16 protein-coding genes, 1 pseudogene and 1 riboswitch are annotated in these 25178 nt (G+C 67.6%); of the genes and pseudogenes, 12 read left to right on the forward strand and 5 right to left on the reverse strand.

The window, feature by feature from the left end:
- Nucleotides 1-2: 2 nt before the first annotated feature.
- The 7 genes from rfbC (at nt 3) to ACAH41_RS11165 (ending at nt 7959) form a co-directional block, all read left to right on the forward strand.
- Nucleotides 3-542 (forward strand): dTDP-4-dehydrorhamnose 3,5-epimerase, encoded by a 540-nt coding sequence (rfbC, locus tag ACAH41_RS11135; RefSeq protein ID WP_325654495.1) that lies wholly within the window; start codon nt 3-5, stop codon nt 540-542.
- 16 nt (nt 543-558) lie between these two features.
- On the forward strand, nt 559-999 hold the full coding sequence (locus ACAH41_RS11140) for a hypothetical protein (RefSeq protein ID WP_325654496.1): 441 nt from the start codon (nt 559-561) through the stop codon (nt 997-999).
- A 47-nt stretch (nt 1000-1046) separates the two neighbouring features.
- The gene (locus ACAH41_RS11145) at nt 1047-3578 is read left to right on the forward strand and encodes a glycosyltransferase (RefSeq protein ID WP_325654497.1); all 2532 of its coding nucleotides are present in this window, start codon (nt 1047-1049) and stop codon (nt 3576-3578) included.
- Nucleotides 3579-3598: 20 nt separating this feature from the next.
- A complete protein-coding gene (locus ACAH41_RS11150; RefSeq protein WP_325654498.1) occupies nt 3599-4423 on the forward strand; it encodes a sulfotransferase family 2 domain-containing protein in 825 nt (274 codons plus the stop codon).
- 229 nt (nt 4424-4652) lie between these two features.
- A complete protein-coding gene (locus tag ACAH41_RS11155; protein ID WP_325654500.1) occupies nt 4653-5402 on the forward strand; it encodes a hypothetical protein in 750 nt (249 codons plus the stop codon).
- Between the two features lie 167 nt (nt 5403-5569).
- Nucleotides 5570-6691, forward strand: a complete 1122-nt coding sequence (locus ACAH41_RS11160) for a glycosyltransferase family 61 protein (protein WP_325654502.1) — start codon at nt 5570-5572, stop codon at nt 6689-6691.
- Nucleotides 6692-6921: 230 nt separating this feature from the next.
- Nucleotides 6922-7959 (forward strand): sulfotransferase, encoded by a 1038-nt coding sequence (locus tag ACAH41_RS11165; RefSeq protein WP_325654504.1) that lies wholly within the window; start codon nt 6922-6924, stop codon nt 7957-7959.
- A 1-nt stretch (nt 7960) separates the two neighbouring features.
- Here ACAH41_RS11165 and ACAH41_RS11170 read toward each other — a convergent pair whose 3' ends face one another.
- The 4 genes from ACAH41_RS11170 to cysD form a co-directional block, all read right to left on the reverse strand.
- The gene (locus ACAH41_RS11170; RefSeq protein WP_325654506.1) at nt 7961-9505 is read right to left on the reverse strand and encodes a DUF1501 domain-containing protein; all 1545 of its coding nucleotides are present in this window, start codon (nt 9503-9505) and stop codon (nt 7961-7963) included.
- Between the two features lie 8 nt (nt 9506-9513).
- Nucleotides 9514-11517 (reverse strand): DUF1800 family protein, encoded by a 2004-nt coding sequence (locus ACAH41_RS11175; RefSeq protein WP_325654507.1) that lies wholly within the window; start codon nt 11515-11517, stop codon nt 9514-9516.
- A 259-nt stretch (nt 11518-11776) separates the two neighbouring features.
- Nucleotides 11777-13681, reverse strand: coding sequence for a sulfate adenylyltransferase subunit CysN (cysN, locus tag ACAH41_RS11180; protein ID WP_325654508.1), 1905 nt, complete (start codon nt 13679-13681; stop codon nt 11777-11779).
- Nucleotides 13682-13793: 112 nt separating this feature from the next.
- Entirely contained in the window at nt 13794-15653 is a 1860-nt protein-coding gene (gene cysD, locus ACAH41_RS11185; RefSeq protein WP_325654510.1) for a sulfate adenylyltransferase subunit CysD, read from the reverse strand.
- Between the two features lie 119 nt (nt 15654-15772).
- Here cysD and cysQ point away from each other — a divergent pair, with 119 nt between their 5' ends.
- The 3 genes and pseudogenes from cysQ to ACAH41_RS11200 all read left to right on the forward strand — a co-directional run.
- Complete coding sequence (gene cysQ / locus ACAH41_RS11190; RefSeq protein ID WP_325654512.1) at nt 15773-16561, forward strand: 3'(2'),5'-bisphosphate nucleotidase CysQ; 789 nt, start codon at nt 15773-15775, stop codon at nt 16559-16561.
- A 242-nt stretch (nt 16562-16803) separates the two neighbouring features.
- Complete coding sequence (locus ACAH41_RS11195; protein ID WP_370538292.1) at nt 16804-18699, forward strand: capsular polysaccharide biosynthesis protein; 1896 nt, start codon at nt 16804-16806, stop codon at nt 18697-18699.
- Nucleotides 18700-19347: 648 nt separating this feature from the next.
- A pseudogene (locus ACAH41_RS11200) lies at nt 19348-20181 on the forward strand (capsular biosynthesis protein); the annotation flags it as partial.
- 56 nt (nt 20182-20237) lie between these two features.
- Here ACAH41_RS11200 and metH read toward each other — a convergent pair.
- The gene (gene metH / locus ACAH41_RS11205; protein ID WP_325654596.1) at nt 20238-22958 is read right to left on the reverse strand and encodes a methionine synthase; all 2721 of its coding nucleotides are present in this window, start codon (nt 22956-22958) and stop codon (nt 20238-20240) included.
- 137 nt (nt 22959-23095) lie between these two features.
- A riboswitch (S-adenosyl-L-homocysteine riboswitch) is annotated at nt 23096-23170 on the reverse strand.
- A gap of 205 nt (nt 23171-23375) precedes the next feature.
- On the opposite strand from metH, the gene ACAH41_RS11210 reads away from it, so the two are divergent.
- Complete coding sequence (locus ACAH41_RS11210; protein ID WP_370538290.1) at nt 23376-24392, forward strand: hypothetical protein; 1017 nt, start codon at nt 23376-23378, stop codon at nt 24390-24392.
- Between the two features lie 170 nt (nt 24393-24562).
- The gene (locus tag ACAH41_RS11215; RefSeq protein WP_325654518.1) at nt 24563-25165 is read left to right on the forward strand and encodes a cyclic nucleotide-binding domain-containing protein; all 603 of its coding nucleotides are present in this window, start codon (nt 24563-24565) and stop codon (nt 25163-25165) included.
- Nucleotides 25166-25178: the final 13 nt, after the last annotated feature.

Raw genomic sequence — 25178 nt, forward strand, 5'->3', positions numbered from 1 at the left:
GCATGAAGGTTCTCCAGACCGAGATCGAAGGCGTGCTGATCTTCGAACCCAGGGTGTTCGGCGACAGCCGCGGCTTCTTCTACGAGAGCTTCAACCAGAAGGTCTTCGACGACGCGACCGGCGGCGGTTTCAGCTTTGTGCAGGACAACCACTCGCGCTCGGCACGCGGCGTGCTTCGTGGGCTGCATTTCCAGAAACCACCGCACGCGCAGGGCAAGCTGGTGCGCGCAGCGGCCGGCGCGGTGTTCGACGTGGCGGTCGACATCCGCAAGGGCAGCCCGACCTTCGGCCGCTGGGTCGGCGCAGAGCTGAGTGCCGAGAACCACCGCCAGATGTGGGTGCCGCCAGGGCTGGCGCATGGCTTCCTGGTGCTGAGCGAAACCGCCGATTTTCTGTACAAGACCACCGACTATTACGCCCCGCAGGCCGAGGGCGCCGTGCGCTGGGACGACCCGGACCTGGCGATTGCCTGGCCCGATGTCGGTGGCCCGCCGCAGCTCTCCGGCAAGGACGCGGTGGCGGGTTGGCTGAAGGATCTGTAGTCAACAAGGACTCGACATGAAACTGCTGCGCTTCAACGAACCCATCCGCTTCGGCAGCGACGGCAATGTGCGCGACTACGCGCTCAGCGGCTGGTCGCTGGACGAAGGCAATGCCTCGCTGAGCTGGACGCAGGCGCTGGAGGCCAAGCTCGAATTCACCGCCCAGGCCACCACTTCGCCGATCACGCTGCACCTGGCCGGCATTCCCTTCCTGGGCAACGGCAAGCTGTCGCGACAGCAGGTCTGGGTGCACCTGAACGGCCTGTACTGCGGCATGTTCGACGCGGCCGACAACTTCGATGTCACGATGCCGATCCGCCACAGCTGGCTGGAGCCGCGCCACAACGTGCTGGTGCTGACGATGCCGCTGTCGGCCTCGCCCGAGCAGCTGGAGCTGGGCGCTGACCGGCGCCGCCTGGGCGTGGCGATGCAGAGCATCACGCTGCAGCTGGGCTGACGACACCTGCGGCCTTTCGGCCTTTCTTTTCCTGAACACGGCTTTCAATGAGCACCTCTCCCACCGTTGCACCGCATGCCGTGGCCGCCCAGCACGGGCTGGGCATCGTCGACGCGATCAGCTTCAACCACATCAGCGGCTGGGTCTGGAACCCGGACCGTCCGGACGAGCCGGTGCAGATCGAGGTGCTGGACGGCGAGACGCAACTCGCCGTGGTGCTGGCCGAGCTGTACCGGCCTGACCTGCAGAAGCTGGGCATGGGCAATGGCCGGCACGGCTTCTCGTTCAATTTCGGCCCGACCATCCTGCCACTGGCCCGCCACACGCTGCGCGTGCGCCGCCTGTCCGACGGCAGCGACCTCAGCGGTTCGCCGCGGGTGCTGGAGCGTGATGGCGGTGCGCTGGACCGCAGCACCCGCATCTATGTCGAGCAGCTGATGCAGGCCGAAGCCGCGGTGGCGCGCACGCCGGATGACCTGGGCTTTGCGCTGGCGCTGCTGGTCGAACAGATGGGCCTGATCACCCGCCGCCAGCTTGAACTTGGCGAACCGGCGGCACAAGGTCCGAACCTGGGCGTGCTGGCCGAGCTGGTCGACAGCGTTGCGCCGGCGCAGTGGGTCGGCGCGGCCGGCCTGGCGATGTCGCAGCGCTACCCCGCGGTGCTGTTGCCGACCTTCGCCCAGCCCAAGGTGTCGGTCATCATCCCGGTCTACGGCAAGTTCCAGCTGACCTATGACTGCATCCGCTCGATCCAGCAGCACCTGCCGGAAGACAGCTTCGAAGTCATCGTCGTGGATGACTGCTCGAAGGACGAAACGCTGCTCGCACCGCTGGTGTTCGGCGGCACGGTGCGCGTGGTGCGCAACGAGACCAACCTCGGCTTCGTCAAGGGCTGCAACCGCGGCGCCGAGCTGGCCCGCGGCGAGTACCTGTTTTTCCTGAACAACGACACACTGGTTCACCCAGGCTGGCTGGACACGCTGACGCGCACCTTCCGCGACGTGCCCGACGTGGGCATTGCCGGCTCCAAGCTGCTGTTCGGCGACGGTTCGCTGCAGGAAGTGGGCGGCATCGTCTGGCGCATGGGCGACGGCTGGAACTGGGGCCGCAACGGCAATGCCGATGAGCCGCGCTTCTCGTACCTGCGTGACGCGGACTACGTCTCCGGCGCCGCGCTGATGATCCCGGCCGCACTGTTCAACGAACTGGGTGGCTTCGACCTGCACTTCGCACCGGCCTATTACGAGGACACCGACCTGTGCTTCCGCGTGCGCCAGGCCGGCAAGCGGGTCGTCGTGCAGCCGGCCTCGGTCATCGTCCACCTGGAAGGCCAGACCTCGGGCACCAGCGTGACCGGCAGCGGCATGAAGCGCTTCCAGGCCGTGAACCATCGCAAGTTCTACGACCGCTGGAAAGGCGTGCTGGCCACCCATCGCTTCAATGCCCAGCAGCCTGAGCTGGAGTGCGAGCGCACGGTGAAGAAGCGTGCGGTGTTCATCGACGACAGCGTGCCCACCCCGGACCAGGATGCCGGCTCCAATGCGGCGATCCAGCACATCAAGTCGCTGCTGCGCCTGGGCTACAAGGTCACCTTCATCCCGGCCGACAACCTGGCCCGCATCGCGCCCTACACCGAGGCGCTGCAGGCGCTGGGCGTGGAGTGCCTGTACCACCCGCACTACTGGAGCGTGGAAGAGTTCTTCCGCAAGAACACCGCGCCCATCGACCTGGTCTACCTGCACCGCTTCAACAACGGCACCAAATACACCGGCCTGATCCGCCGCCACCAGCCGCTGGCGCGCGTGCTCTACAACGTGGCCGACCTGCACTACCTGCGCATGGAGCGCGAGGCGCAGATCACCTGCGACAGCGCGCTGGCCTTCAAGGCCTCGGCCGTCAAGCGGCAGGAGCTGGCGGCCATTGCCGCGGTGGACGCAACCATCGTGCACTCTGCCACCGAGCAGGAAGTGCTGGCCGAGGCGCTGCCCGGCGCGCCGGTGCACGTGGTGCCCTGGGCCTACCCGCTGCGCCCGGTGCAGACGCCAGCGGCCCAGCGCCGCGGCGTGGTGTTTGTCGGCGGCTACCGCCATACGCCGAACGTCGACGCCGCGCTGTGGCTGGTGCGCGAGATCATGCCGCTGGTCTGGCAGACGCTGCCCGAGGTGCCTTGCGTGCTGGTCGGCAGCAACATGCCCGACGAGGTCAAGCAGTTGGCCGGCCCGCGCGTGCAGGCGGTTGGCTACGTGCCCGACGTGGCCGAGGTCTACGAGTCCGCACTGATCTCGGTTGCGCCGCTGCGCTACGGTGCCGGCGTCAAGGGCAAGGTGCTGGAGGCGTTTGCCGCTGGCGTGCCCTGTGTGATGACACCGACTGCCGCCGAAGGCGTGCTGCTGACGCCCAACCTGCAAGGCCTTGTGGCGGCAGACGCTGCCGGCCTGGCGCGGCTGATCGTGCTGTTGCACAGCCAGCCGGACCGGGTGGCCGCGGCCGCCAAGGCTGGCCAGGCGATGATGAGCATCGCCTACAGCAACGACGCGGTCGACCACGCCATCCAGGCCGCGCTGGCCGTTCCCGTCTGAGTTTTTGCCCGTTTCGCGCCATGTCTGCCCGCACCGTCATCCTCCACTACCACCTGTTCAAGAACGCCGGCACCTCGCTGGACCAAGTGCTGAAGCAGAACTTCGGCACGCGCTGGGTCACGCGCGAGTTCGAGGCCCGGGCCAATGCCGCAGCGCATGCGAAGGACGTGGCGCAGTGGATCAAGGCCAACCCCGACGCGGTGGCGTTTTCCTCGCACACCATGGAGCTGCCGCCGCCGGAGCTGCCCGGCATCAAGATCGTGCCGCTGATCTTCGTGCGCCACCCGATCGACCGTGTGGCTTCGGCCTACAGCTTCGAACGCAAGCAAGGCGGCAAGGGCTTCGGCTCGGTGCTGGCGCGCCACACCACGCTGGGCGGCTACTGCGAGGTGCGGCTGTCGATGCCGCGCGACCGCCAGTGCCGCAACTTCCAGGCCTCGCGCTTCTCCCGCATGTTTTCCGAGGAACATGGCAGCGAGCTGGAGCGCTCGCTGAAGGCCGTGCGCACATTGCCGTTTGTCGGCGTGGTCGAGGACTTCGACGTCTCGATGGACAAGCTGGCAGCCTTGCTGCAGCAGGACTTCCCCGACTTCCGCGGCGCCCAGGTGGCCGCCAACGTCAGCCGCGACGTGAACCGCAGCCTGGCGCAGCGGGTTTCCGAACTGCAGGCTGAATTGGGCGACGAGGTCTACGACCAACTGGTCGCCGCCAACACCGACGACCTGCTGCTGCACCAGGCGGCCACCGAACGCGGCCGGCGCGGCGTGGCGCCGGCCGAATCGCCGCCTGTTGCCGATGAAAACCCGACTGCGGACGAAGCCGATGGTCAAGCGGGAAGTACCTGACACGGCAAACCCTTGATCCAGCTGAAACAGAAGGTATCGGCCGCGTTGCGAGCGTAACGGACAGCTTTTCGACGGGTATGCTCGGTGGAAATGTCTGGCTTCACCTGCACCCCGGTGCGGCCGGCATTCCGTTGCCAGGCGCCACATCCAGTGCGCCCCGGTCGGCAAGCTGCATCGCAGAGTAGACAGCCCCGGCCATTCGTTGCCCCGAGGGAGAGGTCGCCGCCGTATGTCGCGCTTGGTCCTGTTTCACTACCACCTGTTCAAGAACGCGGGCACCTCGGTCGACAAGATCCTGCACGAGAACTTCGGCAGCCGCTGGCTGACCCGTGAGTTCGAGGACAAGCCGGCCGAGCAGCACGCGCTGGAGCTGGCCGAGTGGCTGGAAGCGAATCCGCAAGCCAGTGCCTTCTCGTCGCACACCGCGCAGCTGCCGGTGCCCGATCTGCCTGACGTGCAGGTCATGCCCATTGTTTTCATGCGCCATCCCATTGACCGTATCGCGTCGGCCTACCAGTTCGAGCGCCAGCAGAAGGATGATGTCGGCTTCGGCTCGCAGCTGGCCAAGGGCACGACCTTGGCAGGTTACGTGCGCGCCCGGCTGGCGCTGCCGCAGGACCGCCAGTGCCGCAACTTCCACGGCGAGCGCCTGGCCCGAATGAAGCGTCCGGATTACGGTGACGAGCGCGAGCGTGCACTGGCAGCACTCCATGCCTTGCCCTATGTCGGCCTGGTTGATCGCTTCGATGCGTCGATGCGCTGGCTGCAGCAAGTCATCGAACCGGAGTTCCCGCTGTTCCATGCCTTCCCGGTGGCGGAAAACGTTTCCCGCCCCTCAGCGCCAAGCCAAGCAGACCGGCTTCGCGCGTTGGAGGATGAGATCGGCAGCGAGACCTTCGCATTGCTGGCCGCGGCGAACGCGCTCGACCTGGAGCTTTACGAGGCGACGTGTGAAATGAACCGGCACGTCGTCTGCTGACGGCGCCGGCACCGGCGCCATTGGGGGCTGACGCAGCAAGCGCTGCTTCGTTTCTGCGACGGGCCTTGACCTGACACGCCGGCGGCTGACCAAGCATGGCATCCTCCGGGTTTGCCGTGCCTCGCAAGCCTTGCTGCGCGCGGCGTGCTTATCGAGAAGGTCTTGAAATGAGCAATTTGGCGAAGCCGCAGCCGCGCCGGTCGTCGGATGTGGGAAGTGCGGTGCGGCTTCATGGCGGCAACGACGCCAACCTCATCCGCCGGCAGCCGCCGGCCAGCGCCGCCCCGCACTACATCTTCAACCGGCCGAACCTGTACATCAAGGAGTCGGCCGTCTGGGAAATCGCCGACGCCACGCTCACCGTGGACGGCACGGTGCCTGGGCACCCGCAGTTCTATGTGTTCGATGCAGCGGGCAAGTTGATCGAAGGCTTCTCCTCGGGCGGCCGGCCGTTCATTGCGGAGGATCTCATTCCCCTCCGGGGCACGGTCGGCCTGCTGGATGATCGCTTCAGCGTGTTCAACACCTGCCACCTGCTGCTGGACAAACTGACGCGGATTCCGCGCTTGGCGCCGGCCGAGGTGGACCGGTATTTCCTGGTGCTGGAGTCCACCTTCGCCAGCTTTCTGTTCGACTGCCTGGGCCTGGCCGTGTGCTTCGGGATCGTCGGACCGAGGAAGCAGAAGCTGAGTTACAAGGTGGAGCGGCTGCTGGTGACCGACGCCGCGTTTTTCAACATGTCGCATCCGGGGCAGGGCCTGGATGTCATCAGCGCAGCCTTCATCGAGGACAGGTTGCGCCCTGCCGTCGCCAGTTGGCTTGCGGCTTCGCCGGAAGCCAGTGCGCTGCCCGACCTGGGCAAGCGGTTGTACGTCAGCCGGCAGGCCGGCAAGGCACGAAGAATCGCCAACGAAAGCGAGGCGCACGAAGTCATCGCGCAGCACGGCTTCCAGGCCGTGCAGTTCGAGGAAATGAGCGTGCCTGCGCAGTTGCACTGCAGCTTGAATGCCGATGCGATGTTGGGACTGCACGGTGCCGGCCTGACCAACGGCGCCTTCATGCCTCGCGGCAGCCGACTGCTGGAATTGCTGCCGCCGCTGTGCGCCACCGCGGCGTACTGGACCATGGGCCTGGGCCTCGGCTACCGTTACGACGCGATGATCTGCGAGGCGGTCGACGGCCAGGGCGTGCCCGACTATTCAACCTGGGTCCACGACGTGAAGTTCAACCGGGACGATGTCAAGGTGCCGCCCCAGGCTCTGGATGCATTCCTGACGCGCAATCTGTGAGGTCACCCCGGTTACGTCGGGAGACGATCAAGGGGATTGGTTTTGCCGAGCCGGAAATGTATAAGCAGCGCCTGTAACATGACAAAAACCGTCGCCGGACCAGTGCATCGGTTGCTGCCACAGGCGCCACAGCCTGCACGCCGATTCCTGCAGGACGCGGCCCACACCTGCTGAAGCCAGCAGTGGCGCCGCGCTCAATCCGGCCATCGAAGACATGGGAAGGGGGAGCCATGCAGACGCAAGACGATCTTCAGCTGAAATTTGACGGCGACCTGGTCCGCCTGGTGCTGGCCGGCGGGCCGCGCCGGGCGCCAGCGGAATACCTGGGCCTGGCTGCGGCCGCACTTCGGGTGGGGGACCTGGTGCTGGCGGTGCGTCTGCTGCGCACCGCGCGCGGCCTGTATCCGCAAGGTCCGGTGGTGGCGGCCGCGGCGCAATGCGTGCAGCGCCTGTTCCCCGAGGAGTTCCGCCCGCTGGGCGAAGTGGCTTCGGTCAAGGTGTTTGGCATTGGCCTCTCGCGCACCGGCACGCGTTCACTCAACGACGCGATGGCGCTGCTGGGTCTGCGTTCGGCCCATTGGGCCGACGCGCACGGCGGCATCCTGGGCTGGGACGAGATCCTGTCGCACGACGCCTTGTCCGACACGCCCATTGCCTTCCAGTTCGAGACGCTGTACCACGCTTTCCCGCAGGCGCGTTTTGTCTTCACGGTGCGCGACAAGGCTGCCTGGGCGACCTCGATGCAGCGCCACTTCCACTGGATCCGCAGCCACCAGCACCTGCAGGATCTCTGCGCGCAGGGCACCGGCAAGGGTGTGGTTGGCCTGCCCGCCTGGCGGGTCATCCACCTCGCGCTGTACGCGAACCATGCGAGTTGGGCCGACGCGTTCGATGCACACGAGGCGCGTGTGAAGCGCTTCTTCGGCGCGCAGGTCGAGCCGAACCTGCTGCGCATTGACCTGACCGACCCGAGCACCACCGATGTCCAGAAGTGGACCGCGCTGGCGCAGTTTGTCGGCGCGCGCGAGGTGGACATTCCCTTGATGCCGTTCCCCAAGCGCAACGTCAAGACCCCGGAAGGCGCAGCGGCAACCGCTGCACCCAGCCTGCCGCCGGCCTGGACGCGCCCTTGCGGCGTGGCCCAGCTCGAACGGCTGGCCACCCGCCTTGCGGTTCAGCGCGGCATGCAGCCCAAGGGCGTGGCAAAAGCGCCCGCGGTAGGACGAGGACGCGCGAGCGAACTGGTGGCGCCTTCGGGTGCCAACTGATTCAGCCCAAAAAGCCCAGCGTGCGGTCCGCGGCTGACCAGTTGCCCAGGCGTGGCAGCATGTCGAGCAGCTGGGCGTCGCTGAGGCCCAGCCAGCGGCCCATGGTGGCGGCGTAGCGCTCCACCGGCATCGAGGGCAGCAGGGCGCCCTGGCTGAGTTGGTCCGGGCTGTCGAAGACGCCGTTGCCGCTGGACTTGCCGTAGACCGGCAGCGTGCCGTAGACATCGCCACCGCGCACCGCGCCGCCCATCACGAAGTGGTGCGCGCCCCAGCCGTGGTCCACGCCATCGCCGTTGCTGCTCAGGTTGCGGCCGAAGTCGCTGGCGGTGAAGGTGGTCACGCCGTCGTCCACGCCCATGGCCTGCAGCGCCTTGTCGAAATAGCCCAGGCCGTGCGAGAGGCGGGCCAGCGCCAGTGCGTGGCGGTCGGGCTGGGTGTCGTGGGTGTCGAAGCCGCCGATGCCGACGAAAAAGACCTGGCGCGAGACGCCCAGCGTCTGCCGCGCAGCGATCATGCGGGCCACCGCCTGCAGCTGCTGCGCCAGCGGGTTCACGGCCATCGCGCCGGTGCTGGGGTTGGCATGCAGCAGCAGCGCGTCGGTGGTCTGGTTGGTGCTGCTGCCCCACGGGCCGGCGTCCATGGCCGGCAGGGCGTTGCGCAGCGTGCCTTCGGCGGTGGCCGAGCGGCCGACGGTGGCGGCGTATTCGCGTTCCAGCACCGAGTTGTTGCGCGCGCTGCTCATCAGCGAGACCAGTTTCTGCTGCACCGTGGTCGAGCCGAAGGCGGCGCCGGAGCTGCTGCCGATGCGGATCGCGCCGCCCTGCGAGAGCTGGTAGGCGCGCGCCTGCTGGCCGGCCAGCCACACGGCGTTGCCGTAGATGGACGTGGCGGTGAACATCGAGTCGCCGTTGCCGCTCAGCAGCTGGTCGGCCATGCGGCCGCCCCAGCCTGCGGTGGCGCCTTCGGTGGCCAGCGACTGCCAGGTGCTTTGCTGGTCGTTGTGCGAGAACAGCTTGACTGGCTTCTGGCCGGTGCCGGCGAGGTACTGGGCCTTGGTCAGTGGTGCGACCAGCGGGCCGACATTGGCGACCACGCCGGCGCGGCCCTTGTTGAACAGCGCGGCCACTTCGGTCATCGCCGGGTGCAGCGCCAGCGTGCGGCCTTGCGCATGCGCCGGGGTGATGGGCAGCACGCCGCCCAGCCGCGTGTGCACGGCGGTGCTGGTCGGGTCGGCCGGCGTGCCGGCGGCGCCCAGTACCAGCGCGTTGTTGGACGCGCTGCGGGCGGTGGCGTAGTTGGCCCAGGAGGCGCTGTCGGTCGCCAGCACGGTGTTGTAGGCGTCGTTGCCGCCATACAGGAAGACGCAGACCAGGGCGCGGTAGCTGCTGCCGACGGCGGCGCTGGCCTGGCTCATCGCGGCCAGGTTCAGGCCCAGGCCGCCAGCGGTGGAGCCGGCCAGGCCCATGGCGCCAAAGCGCTTGAGCAGTTCGCGGCGGGTGGTGCGGGGCAGGGCGTCCAGCGGGGACTTGGCGGAAGACGAGGACATGATGCGGCTCACTTCTGGACGATGAATTCGGGGCTGGTCACGGCCAGCAGCAGCGCAGCGCGCACCCGGTTGAGCTTGGCGGCCGCCACCTTGTCGGCATTGCTGGCGGTGGCCTTGGGAATGACGATCGAGTTGATCGCCTCGGTCATGCCGGTGATCAGCGCGGCCGGCGGCGTGCCGGTGATCAGCCGGTCGCAGACCTTGCGGGCCAGCGTGTCGGCGTTGTCGGCCAGCGCCACGTCGGCGCTGTAGTCGGTCTGCACGTCCAGGCCGGTGGTCGTGCCGACGGTGACCTTCACACCGGCGCCGTTGGCCAGGATGTTCATCATCGCGGTGGCATAGCCGGCCACGCTGGTTTCGGTCGTGGCCTGCATTTCCGGCAGCGTCAGGCTGCGCTGGGCCGCTTCGCCGCCTGGTGGCACATAGCCGGGCCGGTAGAAGTTGAAGACCGAAGGCGCTTGCAGTGGCACCTGGCCGATGGTTGCGGCCGGATCGTCCCAGGCGCCGGTCTGCATCAGGCCGCTCAGGGACTTGGTCGGGTAGGCGCGCAGCAGTGCGGTCAGGCGCAGCACCGGCTCGCGCAGCTTGCCGTAGGCGTCGCCGCCGGCCACCGAGACGGAGCGCGCTTCGTCGTCGATCAGGATGGCCCGCACGACGGCCTTCAGGTCGCCACGCACGCCGGCGCCGTTGTTGGTGAAGACCTTGGCCACGCGCTGCACGTAGGCGGTGCTGGGGTGGCTGGTGACCAGGCGCTGGATCAGCTGGCGGCCGATGAACGGCGCGACGTTCGGATGGTTGAACAGCGTGTCCAGCGCGGCCTTGCGGTCGGCGGCCATGTCCGGCGTGGCCTGCGCGGCGATCACGCTGCCCAGGATTCGCTTTTCAACCGTCGAGTGCTGGCTGGCGTAGGCCTGCATCGGCTGGATCAGCCGGGTGGGTGACAGCGTCACGCCCGAGGCATAGGGGCCGAAGGCGTTGGGGTCGGTCGCTGCCCAGTTGTAGCCGGTGAAGACGGCCGACATGCCGAGGATGTCGTCGGTGTTGTAGGTCTCGATGGCGCGGCCATTGGCGTCCAGCTTGGGCGTGCCGTCCAGGTTCAGCTGCAGCAGGCCGATGGAGAACAGCTGCATCAGTTCGCGGCCGAAGTTCTGGTCCGGTGTGCTGCCGGTCTTGGCATTGGCCTTCTGGCTGCCCAGGTGCGAAAGGTACAGGCCCATCGCCGGGTGCAGGGCCACGTCGTCCAGCAGTGTGCGGAAGTTGCCCAGCGCGTCGCGGTTGAGCATGTCCAGCCAGCTGGCCACGGCCTGCGAACGGTTGGCACTCAGTTCCTGCATCGAGACGACGAAGATTTCCGAGAGTGCAAACGCCACGCGCTGGCGCAGCTGGTCGTCATTCTTCAGGGCGGCCGTGTAGAAGGACGCGGCAATGGTCGGGTTGCTGGCGGTGCTCTTGGCGTTGGCGGCCTGGATGCTGGCGTTGTCGCTGGCCCAGCGGGTGGTGTGCGCAGCGCTCGCCGGTTTGGCCAGCTGCTCGTCGAGCCAGGCGGCCTGCCCGATGCTCATGGCGCGGCTGATGTCGGCATCGGTCGGGCCGAAGCTGGCCTGGGTCAGCAGGCGGAAGGCCTGCGGGCGGGTTGCCGGGCCGCTGTAAGGCGTGGCTGTGGCGGCCGCAACTTCGCTGCCCTGACCGTCTTCGGTGGCCGGCGGCGTGTTGACGGTGGGGGTATCGACGGTGGGGGTGTCGGTCGGGGTGGTCGCGGTGCCGCCGGTGGGCGTGTCGGGCGTGGTGGGGGGCGTTGTCGTCGTCGAGCCGCCAGTGCTGACCGTGCCGCCATCGGTTGAGGTGCCGGCGCCGGCTTCGCTGCCGCCGTTGGCTGTCGCGGTGCCATTGCCGGCGTCGCCGCCGCCGCCGCAGGCGGTCAGCACGGCGCACACGGTGGCCATCAAGGTCCAGCGCCACGGCGGGGCACTGGGGCGCTGGGAGGAAGAAAGGTGGTGCAGTGTGCCGGCCATGAGAAACCCCGGGGTAACAAGAACCTGGGGGCACACATGGGCGGGCCCCCGACCCTTGTGGTTTCGGCGGCGCAGGGCAGTGACTGAAGTGCGGCGAGCGGCAACACCGGGCCGGTGCGGTCAGATTGCACGCGGTTGGACGGTGCGCCGCCGGCATGAAAAAACCCCGCCGCGGCCAGGGCCGGGGCGGGGTTTCGGGTCAGGGTCTGCCGTGTGGGCAGCGCCTGGCAGCGGTGGCGGGCAGGCCCGCCAGCAGGCCTCAGTCGATCATGCCCAGCGTGCGCAGGCGGGCAATGATTTCGTCGGCGGCCTGGTCGGCGCTGATGACGGCGGTGTTGACGCGCATTTCCGGGTTCTCCGGCACTTCGTACGGCGAGCTGATGCCGGTGAAGTTGGCGATCTCGCCGCGGCGAGCCTTCTTGTACAGGCCCTTGACGTCCCGGTCCTCGGCCACGTTCAGCGGCGTGTCGACGTGGATCTCGATGAACTCACCTTCGCCCAGCAGGCCGCGGGCCATCGCCCGTTCGGACTTGAACGGCGAGATGAAGGCGGTCAGCACGATCAGGCCGGCGTCGACCATCAGGCGCGCCACTTCGGAGACGCGGCGGATGTTCTCCACGCGGTCGGCCTCGGTGAAGCCCAGGTCCTTGTTCAGGCCGTGGCGGATGTTGTCGCCGTCCAGCAGATAGGTGTGGCGGCCCATCGCGTGCAGCTTCTTCTCGACCAGGTTGGCAATCGTCGACTTGCCGGCGCCCGACAGGCCGGTGAACCACAGCACGCCGGGCTTCTGGCCCTTGGCGACGGCGCGGACTTCCTTGTTCACATCCACGGCCTGCATGTGGATGTTGTGCGAGCGGCGCAGCGCGAAGTGCAGCATGCCTGCGCCGACCGTGTTGTTGGTCAGGCGGTTGATCAGGATGAAGCCGCCGGTGTCGCGGTTGTGGGTGTACGCGTCGAAGGCGATCGGGCGGTCCAGCGCCAGGTTCACCACGCCAATCTCGTTGACCTCCAGCTGCTTGGCAGCCAGGTGTTCCATGGTGTTGACGTTGACCTTGTACTTCGGCTCGGTGACGGTGGCCGTCACCAGCTGGGTGCCGATCTTCAGCAGGTACGGGCGGCCCGGCAGCATCGGCTCGTCGGTCATCCAGACGATGGTGGCTTCGAACTGGTCGGCCACTTCGGCGGGGGACTCGGCGGTCGAGATCACGTCGCCGCGCGAGATGTCGATCTCGTCTTCCAGCGTCAGCGTGACGGACTGGCCGGCCACGGCCAGCGGCAGGTCACCGCTCATCGTGACGATGCGCTGGACCTTGCTTTCCTTGCCAGACGGCTGCGCGCGGATGCGGTCACCCGGCTTGATCATGCCGCCGGTGATGACGCCGGCGAAGCCGCGGAAGTCCAGGTTCGGGCGGTTGACCCACTGCACCGGCATGCGGAACGGTTCCTTCTGCAGGCGCTCCTCGTCGATTTCGCAGGTCTCCAGGAAGCCCAGCAGCGTCGGGCCGTGGTACCAGGGCGTCTTCTCGCTGGCGACGATCATGTTGTCGCCCTTCAGGCCGGACAGCGGGATCGAGGTGATGTCGTTCAGGCCGATCTGCTTGGCGAACTCGCGGTATTCCTCATCGATCTGCTTGAAGACCTTTTCGGAGTAGTCGACCAGGTCCAGCTTGTTGATTGCCAGCACGACCTTGCGGATGCCGATCAGGCTGACCAGGTACGAGTGGCGGCGGGTCTGCGTCAGGATGCCCTTGCGCGAGTCGACCAGGATCACGGCCACGTCGGCCGTCGAGGCGCCGGTGATCATGTTGCGGGTGTACTGCTCGTGGCCAGGGGTGTCGGCAACGATGAACTTGCGGCGGTCGGTCGAGAAGAAGCGGTAGGCCACGTCGATCGTGATGCCTTGCTCGCGTTCGGCGGCCAGGCCGTCGACCAGCAGCGCGAAGTCGATGTCGCCGCCTTGCGTGCCCCATTTCTTCGAGTCGTTCTCGATGGCGGCAAGCTGGTCTTCGAACAGCATCTTCGATTCATACAGCAGCCGGCCGATGACGGTCGACTTGCCGTCGTCCACCGAGCCGCAGGTGATGAAGCGCAGCAGGCTTTTCTGCTCATGCTGCTTCAGGTACTTCTCGATGTCGACCGAGATCAGGTCCGAGGTGTGGGCCATGATGATTCCTTGGGAAATTCGGTTTTAAGCCAAGTGGCGTGCGCGGATCCGGCTCTGCCGGTCCGCTGCGCGAGCCCCCTTGGGGGGCAGCGACCGGAAGGGAGCGTGGGGGTTAGAAATAACCCTCTTGTTTCTTCTTCTCCATCGAGGCTGCGGAGTCGTGGTCGATCATCCGGCCTTGACGCTCCGACGTCTTGGTCAGCAGCATTTCCTGGATGACATCCGGCAGCGTGGCGGCTTCGGATTCGACCGCACCCGACAGCGGGTAGCAGCCCAGCGTGCGGAAGCGCACGCTCTTCATCATCGGCACTTCGCCTTCGCGCAGCGGGAAGCGGTCGTCGTCCACCATGATCAGCGTGCCGTCGCGTTCGACGACCGGGCGCTTGGCTGCGAAGTACAGCGGCACGATGGGGATGTTCTCCATGTAGATGTACTGCCAGACGTCCAGCTCGGTCCAGTTGGAGATCGGGAAGCAGCGGATCGACTCGCCCTTCTGCTTGCGGCCGTTGTACAGGCGCCAGAGTTCCGGGCGCTGGTTCTTCGGGTCCCAGCGGTGCTGCGCCGAGCGGAACGAGAAGATGCGCTCCTTGGCGCGGCTCTTCTCTTCGTCGCGGCGGGCGCCGCCGAAGGCCACATCGAAGTTGTACTTGTCCAGCGCCTGCTTCAGGCCCTGCGTCTTCCACATGTCGGTGTGGATGGACGAGCCGTGGGTGAACGGATTGATGCCCATCTCCATGGCTTCCGGGTTGTGATAGACCAGCAGGTCCATCCCGGTTTCCGCAGACATGCGGTCGCGCAGTTCGTACATCGCCCGGAACTTCCAGGTGGTGTCCACATGCAGCAGCGGGAAGGGCGGCGGCGCCGGGAAAAATGCCTTCCGGGCCAGGTGCAGCATCACCGCTGAATCCTTGCCAACGGAATAAAGCATCACCGGGTTTTCAGCCTCGGCGGCAACCTCGCGCATGATGTGGATGCTCTCGGCTTCCAGGCGCTGCAAATGGGTCAAGCTCATGGTGGTGGTATCCGTGGTGGGCTGGGAAAAGAGAGAAGAGGCAGCGGCCGCCGCCGGGCGGGCCGGAAGGATCGCTGGGTGCGGGCGCGGCGCCAGGAAGGTGGCCGCGGTCTTGGGCACCACGGCAGGGGCCGCGGGCGGGGATTTGCTGGCCGCCGGCGCAGCATCTGCTGCGCGCGGCGGCACTTCGGCGGCGCTGCGGGCCTGCGGGGCGACCGGACAGGTGTGCAGCGCCAGGCGGGCTTGAAGTTGGGCCTGCCAGGCGGCGACCGAAGGCGCGCGGCTCAGGTCAGGGCCCTGCAGGTAGACGGTCCAGTGGCCGGGCGTGGTGCGCAGCAGCCGGCCGAGAAAGTCGAGGTAGGCGTCGGCCGAGGCCAGCTTGGCCACCGGCAGCCAGCTCAAGGTGCCACGCGGCGAGATCGCGACGATCAGGCCGCCCGGCGCCGGCCGGTCCGGGTGGTCCAGCGTGCCGGCCCAGGCCAGGTGGCGCTGGCGGCTGCGGGTGGCCTGCAGGGCCGGCTCCCACTGCTCGGCCAGCCAGGCGCGGGTGGCCTGGCTTTGGGCCGCCAGCTCGCGCAGCGGATGCATGGCCAGGCCCCAGCGCGCCAGCAGCCGGGCCAGCGCACGCGGCTGAAGCTGGGCGCCAAAACGTTGTTCGGCCAGCGCCTGCACCGCATTGGCATCCCATAACAGTGACGGGCTACCGGCTTTTTCGGGCGGCAGGCTCAGTGTGGCGGTGCGCAGCGCCTCTTCCTGTTGCAGACTCAGCACCCGGCCATCGCCCTTGGGCCGGCCGCGGGCACCGACGTCGATCGCCGCCCAGCCGCCTGCCGTGAAGGCCTGGCAGGCCTTGATGATGGTGGGCACGCTGAGGCCGGTCTCGGTCCGGATCTGCGCCAGGCTGCGACCGTCCACCCGCAACTGCACCGCGCGGCGACGGCGCAGGTTCAGTTGTTGCATGTCGGGGGTGGAGGCGGGCACGAACTGAGGTCAATAAATGTTTTAGGGAGTTTATTCTGCCACTCGACATGCACAATGCCGTATCCCTCATTTGAAAACCTCATCTGAAAGTAACTTTCATGAGCATTGCTACCGCTGACGCCGCCGGCCTGTTGTCCCAACTGACGCCCCTCATCCGCGACGCCGGCAAGGTGATCATGGACATCTATGCCACCGACTTCGATGTGACCAAGAAGGGCGACGAGTCGCCGGTCACCCAGGCCGACCAAAAGGCCGAGGACGTGATCCTGGCCGGCCTCGCGAAAATCGCGCCAGGCGTGCCCGTGGTCGCCGAAGAAGCGGTGGCCGCCGGCAAGATTCCCGACGTGAGCGACCGCTTCTTCCTGGTCGACCCGCTGGACGGCACCAAGGAATTCATCAGTCGCAACGGCGAGTTCACCGTCAACATCGCGCTGATCGAAAACGGCAAGCCGGTGTTGGGCCTGGTGTTCGCCCCCGCTGTTGGCGGCGCGGCCGGCCGCCTGTTCACCGGCGCCGCCGGCCTGGGCGCCTGGCTGGAAGATGCCGAAGGCAAGCGCGAGATCAAGACCCGCGCCGTGCCCGCCGAAGGCCTGACCGTGGTGGCGAGCCGCTCGCACGGCGACGAAACCGCACTCGATGCTTTCCTGAACGGCCGCGCCGTGGCCTCGCGCACCAATGCCGGCTCTTCGCTGAAGCTGTGCCTGGTCGCAGCCGGCGAGGCCGACCTGTACCCGCGCCTGGGCCGAACGATGGAGTGGGACATTGCCGCCGGCGACGCCGTGCTGCGCGCCGCCGGTGGCCGCGTGACGGTGGTGGCCGATGGCGCCGACCTGCGCTACGGCAAGCCCGGTTTCGACAACCCGCACTTTGCCGCTTCTGGCGCCTGAATCTGTCCAGGCCCGCGGCTTGGCGGGTCTTCGCCTGTGAATCCGCCTGACCTGCTGGCAACACTGCGCTGCGCCGTGCAACATGGCAGCGGCGTGGCCGGCGTGCGCACGCTGCCGGCGTTGCTGGCCGGCGTCGAACTGGTGTCGCCGCGCCGGGCCGCTGCGGCCGGTGCGCAAGCCGTGCTGGCCTGGGCCGCAAGGCCAGCGCCGAGCGGGCGCTGGCCTGGGGTCGCGCGCATGGCCTGCAGCCGCTGTGGCTGGAAGATGGTTTCCTGCGCTCCATCGGCTTGGGCGCCGACGAGCCGCCGCTGTCCATCGTGCTGGACGACGAAGGCATCTACTACGACGCCAGCGCGCCGTCGCGGCTCGAGCGCCTGATCCGCCAGCCGCTTGACGAGCTCCGGCGCAGCCGTGCGATGGCGCTGCAGGCGCAGTGGCAGGCGATGCGGGTCTCGAAATACAACCAGGCCCGCGAGGCCTTGCCGGCCGGGCTGCGGCTGGATGGCGGCGAGGTGCTGGTGGTCGACCAGACGGCCGGCGACGCGTCGATCGGCTTTGGCGCCGCGTCCGCCATCAGCTTCGCCCGCATGCTGCAGGCCGCGCTGGACGAACATCCGCGCGCGCGCATCCTGCTGAAAGTGCACCCGGACGTGGTGGCCGGCCGCAAGCGGGGCCACTTCGGCGCGTTGAGCCCTGCGCTGCGCAGCCGCGTCACGCTGCTGGGAGAGTCGCTGCACCCGGCAGCGCTGCTGAGCCAGGTCGCGGCGGTGTATGTCGTGACCTCGCAAATGGGTTTCGAGGCCCTGCTGTGGGGCAGGCCGGTGCGCTGCTTCGGCCTGCCGTTTTACGCCGGGTGGGGGCTGACCGGCGACGACCAGCTGGCGCCGGTGCGGCGCCAGCCGGCCGAGACCGCGGCGCTGGTGCATGCCGCGCTGGTCGATTACCCGCGTTACCTGGATCCGGAAACCGGCGCCCGCTGCGAGCCCGAGCGCCTGCTGGCGTGGATGGGGCTGCAACGTGCCGAGCGCGAGCGTTTTCCGCCGCGCTTGCACGCAGTGGGCTTTTCAGGCTGGAAGCGGCCGGTGCTGCGGCGCTTTCTGGCCGGCAGCGAACTGACCTTTGCGCGCGCCGGTGCGGCAGTGGCCAGTGGCGAGCCGGTCGTCGTCTGGGGCCAGCGCGAACTGCCTGCGCCACCGCCCGGCCGGCCGGCGCCAGCGGTGATCCGGGTCGAAGATGGTTTCCTGCGCTCGGTTGGCCTCGGTGCGGACCTGGTGCGCCCGCTGTCCTGGGTGCTGGACGACCTGGGCCTGTATTACGACAGCAGCCGTCCGTCGGCGCTGGAGCGCTGGCTGAACCAGGCCAGCTTTTCGCCGGCACTGCGCGAGCGTGCCGCGGCCTTGCGTGGGCAACTGCTGGCGCTGGGCCTGACCAAGTACAACCTGGGCGGTGGCGGCTGGGTTCGGCCCGCAGGCGCTGCGGGGCGGCAAGTGGTGCTGGTGGTCGGGCAGGTCGAGTCGGACGCCGCCATCGTCCACGGTGCGCCCGGCATCCGCACCAACATGGGGCTCTTGCAGGCGGTGCGCGAGCAGCGGCCACAAGCCTGGCTGGTCTACAAGCCGCACCCGGACGTGGTGGCCAAGCTGCGCGCCCAAGGCGATGGCGAGGGCGAGGCCAGGCGCTGGTGCGATGAGATCCTGACGCAGGCGCCGATGGATGCATTGCTGCGGCAGGTCGATGAGGTGCAGGTGCTCACTTCGTTGGCCGGTTTCGAAGCCTTGCTGCGCGAGGTGCCGGTCGTGACCTGGGGTTGCCCGTTTTATGCGGGCTGGGGCCTGACCGAGGACCGGCTGCCGCAGCCGCGGCGCGAGCGCAAGCTGTCGCTGGACGAGCTGACTGCCGCAGTGCTGATCCTGTATCCGCGTTACGTCAGCCGCCACTCCGGCGCCTTTGCTTCGCCGGAGTCGGCCGCCCAGGAATTGCAGGACTGGCGTGACAGCAGTGCTGCCAATGCGGGCCCGCCCAGTCTGGGTCGACGCAGCCTGCGCCTGGCGCTGCGCTGGTTGGTGGCCTTGCGGCGCAGCGGTGTGCCGCTGCGCCAGCGCCCGGCGCTGCCGCCGCCGGAGACAAAAGACAGCTGAAATTCGTTGGAAGCCTTCACGAACTGGCGGCATGTGTCGATAAGCCCCAGGTGGGTATCGGCGAATCAGGTGTTGGCTGACATGGCCGAAAGTCAAGCGCTGACACAGTTGGCATTGCTTGCGGCCCCCGGCACACCTATTTGAGGGATCGCCAGCGCCACTTGCTGCGCATAGACTGCAATCAGTGCTGACTAGAGGGTGTTCCCTTGGTTTGTCGACCCTTTGCAAGGGTTTTGTGAGGTTTTTCGCGTCTGCTGCTGGTCATCCTGTGGATTGGGCCGGCAGTCGGGCATGTTTGTCGCTTTGCGTTGACGTGGCCTTCCCGGCCGCGCTACGTGGGCACGCTGGTCACACCGTTTTGCCGTTCGCATGATTCCGATTTCCCTAGACCGCCTGCTGTCTCAGCGCCGTACGCTGTTGCTGCAGGGCCCCATGGGCCGGTTCTTCGCCACCTTGGCGAAGACGCTGCGCGACCATGGGCAAACGGTCTGGAAGGTCAACTTCAACGCGGGTGACGAGTTCTATTTCCCCGAACAGGATGGCGCCTGGGCTTTCAATCAGCCGCCGGCAGAGTGGCCTGCCTGGTTGCGTGAACGCCTGGTCTCGCATCAGATCGATGCGCTGGTGCTGTTTGGCCAGACCCGGGCGATGCACGACGCCGCGCTGGCCGAAGCCCGTGCGCTGGGCATCACCGTCTATGTGTTCGAGGAAGGCTACTTGCGGCCGGACTACGTGACGCTGGAGATTGGCGGCGTCAATGCCGAATCTTCCATCCCGCGCAACGCGGCCTTCTACCGCCAGCTCAACATCGAGCCGCAACCGGCACCACAGCCCACGCACCAGCAGTTTGGCGAGGTGGCCGACATCGCGATGACCTATGCCACCGAGCTGTGGAAAGGCCGTGCGCGTTACCCGCATTACGAGCATCACCGCTGCTTGCATCCGGTCCGCGAAGGATTGCGCTGGGTGCGCGGTGGCATGCGCAAATGGAAGAACCGCTGGCTGGAAAGCGACATGCTCGGCTTCCTCAGCCACCCGGCGCAGCACAAGCGCTACATGCTGGTGCCGCTGCAGGTCCACAACGACAGCCAGATCATCCACCACTCGCGTTTCGGCACCGTGCCGGCCTTCATCGAAGAGGTGATGGCCTCGTTCGCGGTGCATGCGCCGGCCGAACAACTGCTGGTCTTCAAGCACCATCCGCTGGACCGGCCGTACAACGACTACCGCCGCCTGATCGCCCGCCGGGCGACGGCGCTGGGCGTGGCGCACCGGGTGCACTACATCCACGACCAGCACCTGCCGACGCTGCTGATGCACGCAGCCGGCGTGGTCACGGTCAACAGCACCACCGGCCTGCAGTCCATGTACCACAGCACGCCGGTGATCACGCTGGGCGAGTGCTTCTATGCGGTGCCCGGCATGGTGCATGCCGGCCCGCTGTCCGAGTTCTGGCGCCATCCCGGCACGGTGGACAAGCGGCTGTTCCAGCGCTTCCGCGCCCACCTGCTGCGCGAAACCCAGCTGAACGCCAGCTTCTACGCCGAAACGCCAGGCCTGCCGTCCAGCACCGAGACCAGCCGCCGCCGTGCGCTGTCTTCGGCGATGCCCAGCGCGCCGGCCCAGGCCGCAAGTTGGTCCTCGCCGACCGTGCCGACGTTGAAATAAGCCGCCTGCGGGTGGGCCAGGTAGAAGCCGCTGACGCTGGCCGCCGGGGTCATCGCCAGGCTTTCGGTCAGGCCCATGTCGATCTCGCCACAGGCCAGCAGTTCGAACATCGGGCCCTTCACGCTGTGGTCCGGGCAGGCCGGGTAGCCCGGCGCCGGGCGGATGCCCTTGTACTTCTCGGCGATCAGCTCGGCATTGCTCAGCGCCTCGTCCGGCGCGTAGCCCCACAGCTCCATGCGCACGCGCTGGTGCAGCCGCTCGGCAAAAGCTTCGGCCAGCCGGTCGGCCAGCGCCTTGAGCATGATGGATGAATAGTCGTCCTGCGCATCCTCGAACTGCTTGGCGCGCGCGTCGGCGCCCAGGCCGGCGGTGACGGCGAACAGGCCGATGTAGTCCGGCTGCGTGCCCTTGGGCGCGATGAAGTCGGCCAGCGATCGGTTGGGACGCTTCACGCCGTCGACCACCGGCCGCACCGTCTGCATGCGCAGCGGCGCCCAGCGCATCAGCACCTCGCTGCGGGTTTCGTCGGCATAGACCTCGATCACGTCGTCGTCCACCGTGTTGGCCGGCCAGAAGCCCAGCACCGCATTGGCCTGCAGCCAGCGGCCATCGATGATGCGCTTGAGCATGGCCTGGCCATCGGCCAGCACCTTGCGCGCCTCGACGCCGACGACCGGGTCGTCCAGGATCGCCGGATAAGGGCCGGCCAGGTCCCAGGTCTGGAAAAACGGACCCCAGTCGATGCACTGCGCCAACTCGGCCAGGTCGTACTGCTTCATCACGCGGCGGCCAAGGAAACGCGGCTTCACCGGCGGCTGCGACCAGTCCATCAGCGCCTTGTTGGCGCGCGCCTCGGCCAGCGTCACCAGCGGCGTGGCCTTGCGGTTGGCATGCAGCTCGCGCACGCGCTGGTAGTCGGCGTTCAGCGTCTCGATGTAGGCCGCGGCGCGGTCGTCGCTCAGCAGCTCGGCGCACACGCCCACCGCGCGCGACGCGTCCGGCACGTAGACGATGGGGCCGGCGTAGTGCGGCGTGATCTTCACCGCGGTGTGCACCCGGCTGGTGGTGGCGCCGCCGATCAGCAGCGGCGTGCCGCGCTCGCGGAAATACGGGTCGCGCTGCATTTCGGCGGCCACGTGCTGCATCTCTTCCAGGCTGGGCGTGATCAGGCCCGACAGGCCAATGATGTCGGCGCCTTCCTCGCGCGCCCTGGCCAGGATGTCCTGGCACGGCACCATCACGCCCATGTTGACGACCTCGAAGTTGTTGCACTGCAGGACTACCGTGACGATGTTCTTGCCGATGTCGTGCACGTCGCCCTTGACCGTCGCGATGACGATCTTGCCCTTGGCCTTGGCATCGCCGCCAGCGTCCACCATCGCCTTCTTCTCGGCTTCGATGTAGGGCAGCAGATGGGCCACGGCCTGCTTCATCACGCGGGCGCTTTTGACCACCTGGGGCAGGAACATCTTGCCGGCGCCAAACAGGTCGCCGACGATGTTCATGCCGGCCATCAGCGGGCCTTCGATCACGTGCAGCGGCCGGCCGCCGTCGGCCTGGATGGCCTGCCACACCTCTTCGGTGTCCTCGGTGATGAACTCGGTGATGCCGTGCACCAGCGCATGCGACAGGCGCTCGGTGGCGGGTGCTGCGCGCCAGGCCAGCCTTGCGCTGTCGTCCTTGGCTGCGCCCTTGACCTGCTCGGCCACTTCCAGCAGCCGCTCGGTCGAGTCTTCTCGGCGGTTCAGCACCACGTCTTCCACGCGCTCGCGCAGGTCCGGGTCCAACTGGTCATACACGCCGACCATGCCGGCGTTGACGATGCCCATGTCCATGCCGGCCTGGATCGCGTGGTACAGGAAGACGGTGTGGATGGCTTCGCGCACCGGCTCGTTGCCGCGGAAGCTGAAGCTCACGTTGGACACGCCGCCCGAGACCTTGGCGCCGGGCAGGTTCTGCTTGATCCAGCGCGTGGCGTTGATGAAGTCGACCGCGTAGTTGTTGTGCTCCTCGATGCCGGTGGCGATCGCGAAGATGTTCGGGTCGAAGATGATGTCTTCGGGCGGGAAGCCCACGTCCTCGACCAGCACCCGGTAGGCGCGCGCGCAGATCTCGGTCTTGCGCGCGAAGGTGTCGGCCTGGCCCTGCTCGTCGAAGGCCATCACCACCGCCGCCGCGCCGTAGCGACGTACCAGCGTGGCCTGGCGCTTGAACTCGGCCTCGCCTTCCTTCAGCGAAATGCTGTTGACGATGCCCTTGCCCTGCAGGCACTTGAGCCCGGCCTCGATCACGCTCCACTTGGACGAGTCCACCATGATGGGCACGCGCGCGATCTCCGGCTCGCCAGCGATCAGGTTCAGGAAACGCACCATTGCGGCCTGGCTGTCCAACATGGCCTCGTCCATGTTGATGTCGATCACCTGGGCGCCGTTTTCCACCTGCTGGCGGGCAACAGCCAGCGCCTTCTCGAACTCGCCGGCCAGGATCATGCGGGCGAAGACCTTGGAGCCGGTGACGTTGGTGCGCTCGCCGATGTTGACGAACAGCGACTGCGCGTCGATGGCCACAGGCTCCAGCCCGGACAGCCGCATCGGCGGCGGCGCCACGGCGATGTCGGGAGTCGAATCGGAGACGTCGGGAAGGTTCGCAGAGGCGGAGGGCATGGCGCGGTCGTGCGGCAACACGAGGAGATGAAAAGAATCGGCCCGAGCGGGCGGAGCTCACCCAGGTCGGGTGAGCGTCGTTGTCATCACCAAGCCTGACAGCGCGGGGTCACCACGCTGCTGCAACGCTCCTTGGAAGGACTGATTTTAGCGGCCTGCGACCCGCCATGGCGGCGCCCGGCCCACCCCCACGATCCAGTGCGGGTCAACTACCCTTTCGGGTAGGCCGCTCGACGAGGGGGACTCCTACACTTTTTGGCAGGCCACAAGCCACGTCTTCACATCAAGGAAACTGCCATCAAATCCCTCACCGCCCCCTTGGCCGCCGCTGCGCTGGCCTGCCTGATGTTCGCTGCCGCCTCGGCGCAAGCTGCACCCACCTACCGCATCAAGGACCTGGGCGTGGGGCCGGATGGTTATTCCAGCCAGGGCCTGGCGATCAACGACCAGGGCACCGTCGTCGGCTGGATCCAGAAGCAGCAGTACGGCGACCACTACGCCGTGGCCTTCCAGCCCGATGGCAGCATCGTTTTCCTCGGCGCGCTGCCCGGCGACACCGCCAGCTTCGCCACCGGCATCAACAACCTCGGCCAGATCGTCGGCTACAGCGGCCCCTCCGACTCGCCTGGCGCCTTCCTCTACGACCCTGTGACCGGCATGCAGGCGCTGGGCAGCTTCGACCCCGCGCACCGCTACAGCATGGCCGCCGGCATCTCGGACAACGGCACCGTGGTCGGCCAGAGCAACACGGTGGACGGCGTGCCGCACGCCTTCACCTGGACGGCCGCCACCGGCATGGTCGACCCGTTCCCCAAGAAGGGCGCGGCCGATGCCTCCGGCATCAACGCCAGCGGCCAATGGGTGGGCCACTACGACAAGACCGACGCCACCATCGGCGTGCGTGTCAGCGCCGAAGGCAAGGTCAACCAGCTCGGTGCCTTCAGCCCGCTGGCGCCCTACAGCTACGGCAAGGGCATCAACAGCAAGGGCCAGGTCGCCGGCTACAGCGCCGATCCCGACACCTTCGCCAGCCGCGCCTTCCTGTGGGACAAGAAGAAGGGCCTGATCGACATCGGCGTGCTGCCCGGCGGCCTCTACAGCAATGCGCTGAAGGTCAATGACGCCGGCCAGGTCGTCGGCATTGCCGACAAGCCCGCCCGCCGCGGGTCCACCAACGTGCCGTTCTACTACGACAAGAAGACCGGCATGGTGGACGTCTCCACCCTGATCGACCCGGCGGACCCGCTCTACGGCAAGGTTCAGTTCGACGCCGGCCAAGGCATCAACAACCACGGCGTCATCGTCACCAACGGCATCCAGGGCGAGGACTACCACGCCTATCTGCTGATCCCGGTGGAGTGAAGTGCCACGGGGCGGGCGGGCCCGCCTCGGTGCGCAAACCGGTACAAATCGGCGCCATCGCACATTGCGCTGGCGCCGGCGGCGCTTTCGGGCCAGCCCAGCGGCTAACCTGACGGAATGTGTGCCCGCCGGGTTTCCGGCGCGAGAATGGGCGCGCGTTGCCGTTGCCCATGAACTCCACCTTACCCGCCTCCTACGATCCTTACCTCATCGAGCTGGCTGCCGAACTGCTGCGGCGACCCAGCGCGCTGGCCGACCTGCAGGCCGACGAGGCGCACGTCGTTGTCAGCTACATGCGGCTGTGGCAGTGCGACGAAGGCGCGGTGCTGCTGCGCGAGGGCGAGCAGGCCGACACCGGGCACATGCTGCTGGTGATCGACGGCGAGGTCAGCGTCGAGAACACCGTCGTCAGCCGCACCGACCCGCTGATCGTCACCGTGCTCGGCCCGGGCAGCCTGATCGGCGAGATGGGCCTGCTGGACGGCGCGCCGCGCGCGGCCTCCTGCATTGCCATGACGCCGGTGCAGGCCGCGTCCCTCTCGCGCGGCGCCTTGCGCCGGCTGATGAGCGACGAGCCGGCGGTGGCCGCCAAGCTGCTGGCCAACATCTCCCAAGGCATGGCCCAGCGCCTGCGCGAAGCCGGCCGCCAGCAGCGCGTCTACAGCCAGCTGGTGCGGGCGATGCAGGAAGAGATCAACGAGCTGAACCACCAGCTGCAGCAGGTGATGGACGGCGCGCTGAACCGCGCCGCACGCCAGTCCGAAGAAGACTGAGCTGAGCGGCTGC

This window comes from Ideonella sp. (assembly GCF_041287625.1).
Classification (GTDB): domain Bacteria; phylum Pseudomonadota; class Gammaproteobacteria; order Burkholderiales; family Burkholderiaceae_C; genus Ideonella.

Excerpts from the sequence above, each read along its gene's own strand:
- ACAH41_RS11145 (WP_325654497.1), top strand. The coding sequence starts at position 1,047 with ATGAGCACCTCTCCCACCGTTGCACCGCATGCCGTGGCCGCCCAGCAC.
- rfbC (WP_325654495.1), top strand. The coding sequence starts at position 3 with ATGAAGGTTCTCCAGACCGAGATCGAAGGCGTGCTGATCTTCGAACCC.
- ACAH41_RS11215 (WP_325654518.1), top strand. The coding sequence starts at position 24,563 with ATGAACTCCACCTTACCCGCCTCCTACGATCCTTACCTCATCGAGCTG.
- ACAH41_RS11160 (WP_325654502.1), top strand. The coding sequence starts at position 5,570 with ATGAGCAATTTGGCGAAGCCGCAGCCGCGCCGGTCGTCGGATGTGGGA.
- ACAH41_RS11210 (WP_370538290.1), top strand. The coding sequence starts at position 23,376 with ATGTTCGCTGCCGCCTCGGCGCAAGCTGCACCCACCTACCGCATCAAG.
- cysD (WP_325654510.1), bottom strand. The coding sequence starts at position 15,653 with ATGCAACAACTGAACCTGCGCCGTCGCCGCGCGGTGCAGTTGCGGGTG.
- ACAH41_RS11170 (WP_325654506.1), bottom strand. The coding sequence starts at position 9,505 with ATGTCCTCGTCTTCCGCCAAGTCCCCGCTGGACGCCCTGCCCCGCACC.
- cysQ (WP_325654512.1), top strand. The coding sequence starts at position 15,773 with ATGAGCATTGCTACCGCTGACGCCGCCGGCCTGTTGTCCCAACTGACG.
- cysN (WP_325654508.1), bottom strand. The coding sequence starts at position 13,681 with ATGGCCCACACCTCGGACCTGATCTCGGTCGACATCGAGAAGTACCTG.
- ACAH41_RS11140 (WP_325654496.1), top strand. The coding sequence starts at position 559 with ATGAAACTGCTGCGCTTCAACGAACCCATCCGCTTCGGCAGCGACGGC.
- ACAH41_RS11165 (WP_325654504.1), top strand. The coding sequence starts at position 6,922 with ATGCAGACGCAAGACGATCTTCAGCTGAAATTTGACGGCGACCTGGTC.
- ACAH41_RS11155 (WP_325654500.1), top strand. The coding sequence starts at position 4,653 with ATGTCGCGCTTGGTCCTGTTTCACTACCACCTGTTCAAGAACGCGGGC.
- ACAH41_RS11175 (WP_325654507.1), bottom strand. The coding sequence starts at position 11,517 with ATGGCCGGCACACTGCACCACCTTTCTTCCTCCCAGCGCCCCAGTGCC.
- ACAH41_RS11150 (WP_325654498.1), top strand. The coding sequence starts at position 3,599 with ATGTCTGCCCGCACCGTCATCCTCCACTACCACCTGTTCAAGAACGCC.
- metH (WP_325654596.1), bottom strand. The coding sequence starts at position 22,958 with ATGCGGCTGTCCGGGCTGGAGCCTGTGGCCATCGACGCGCAGTCGCTG.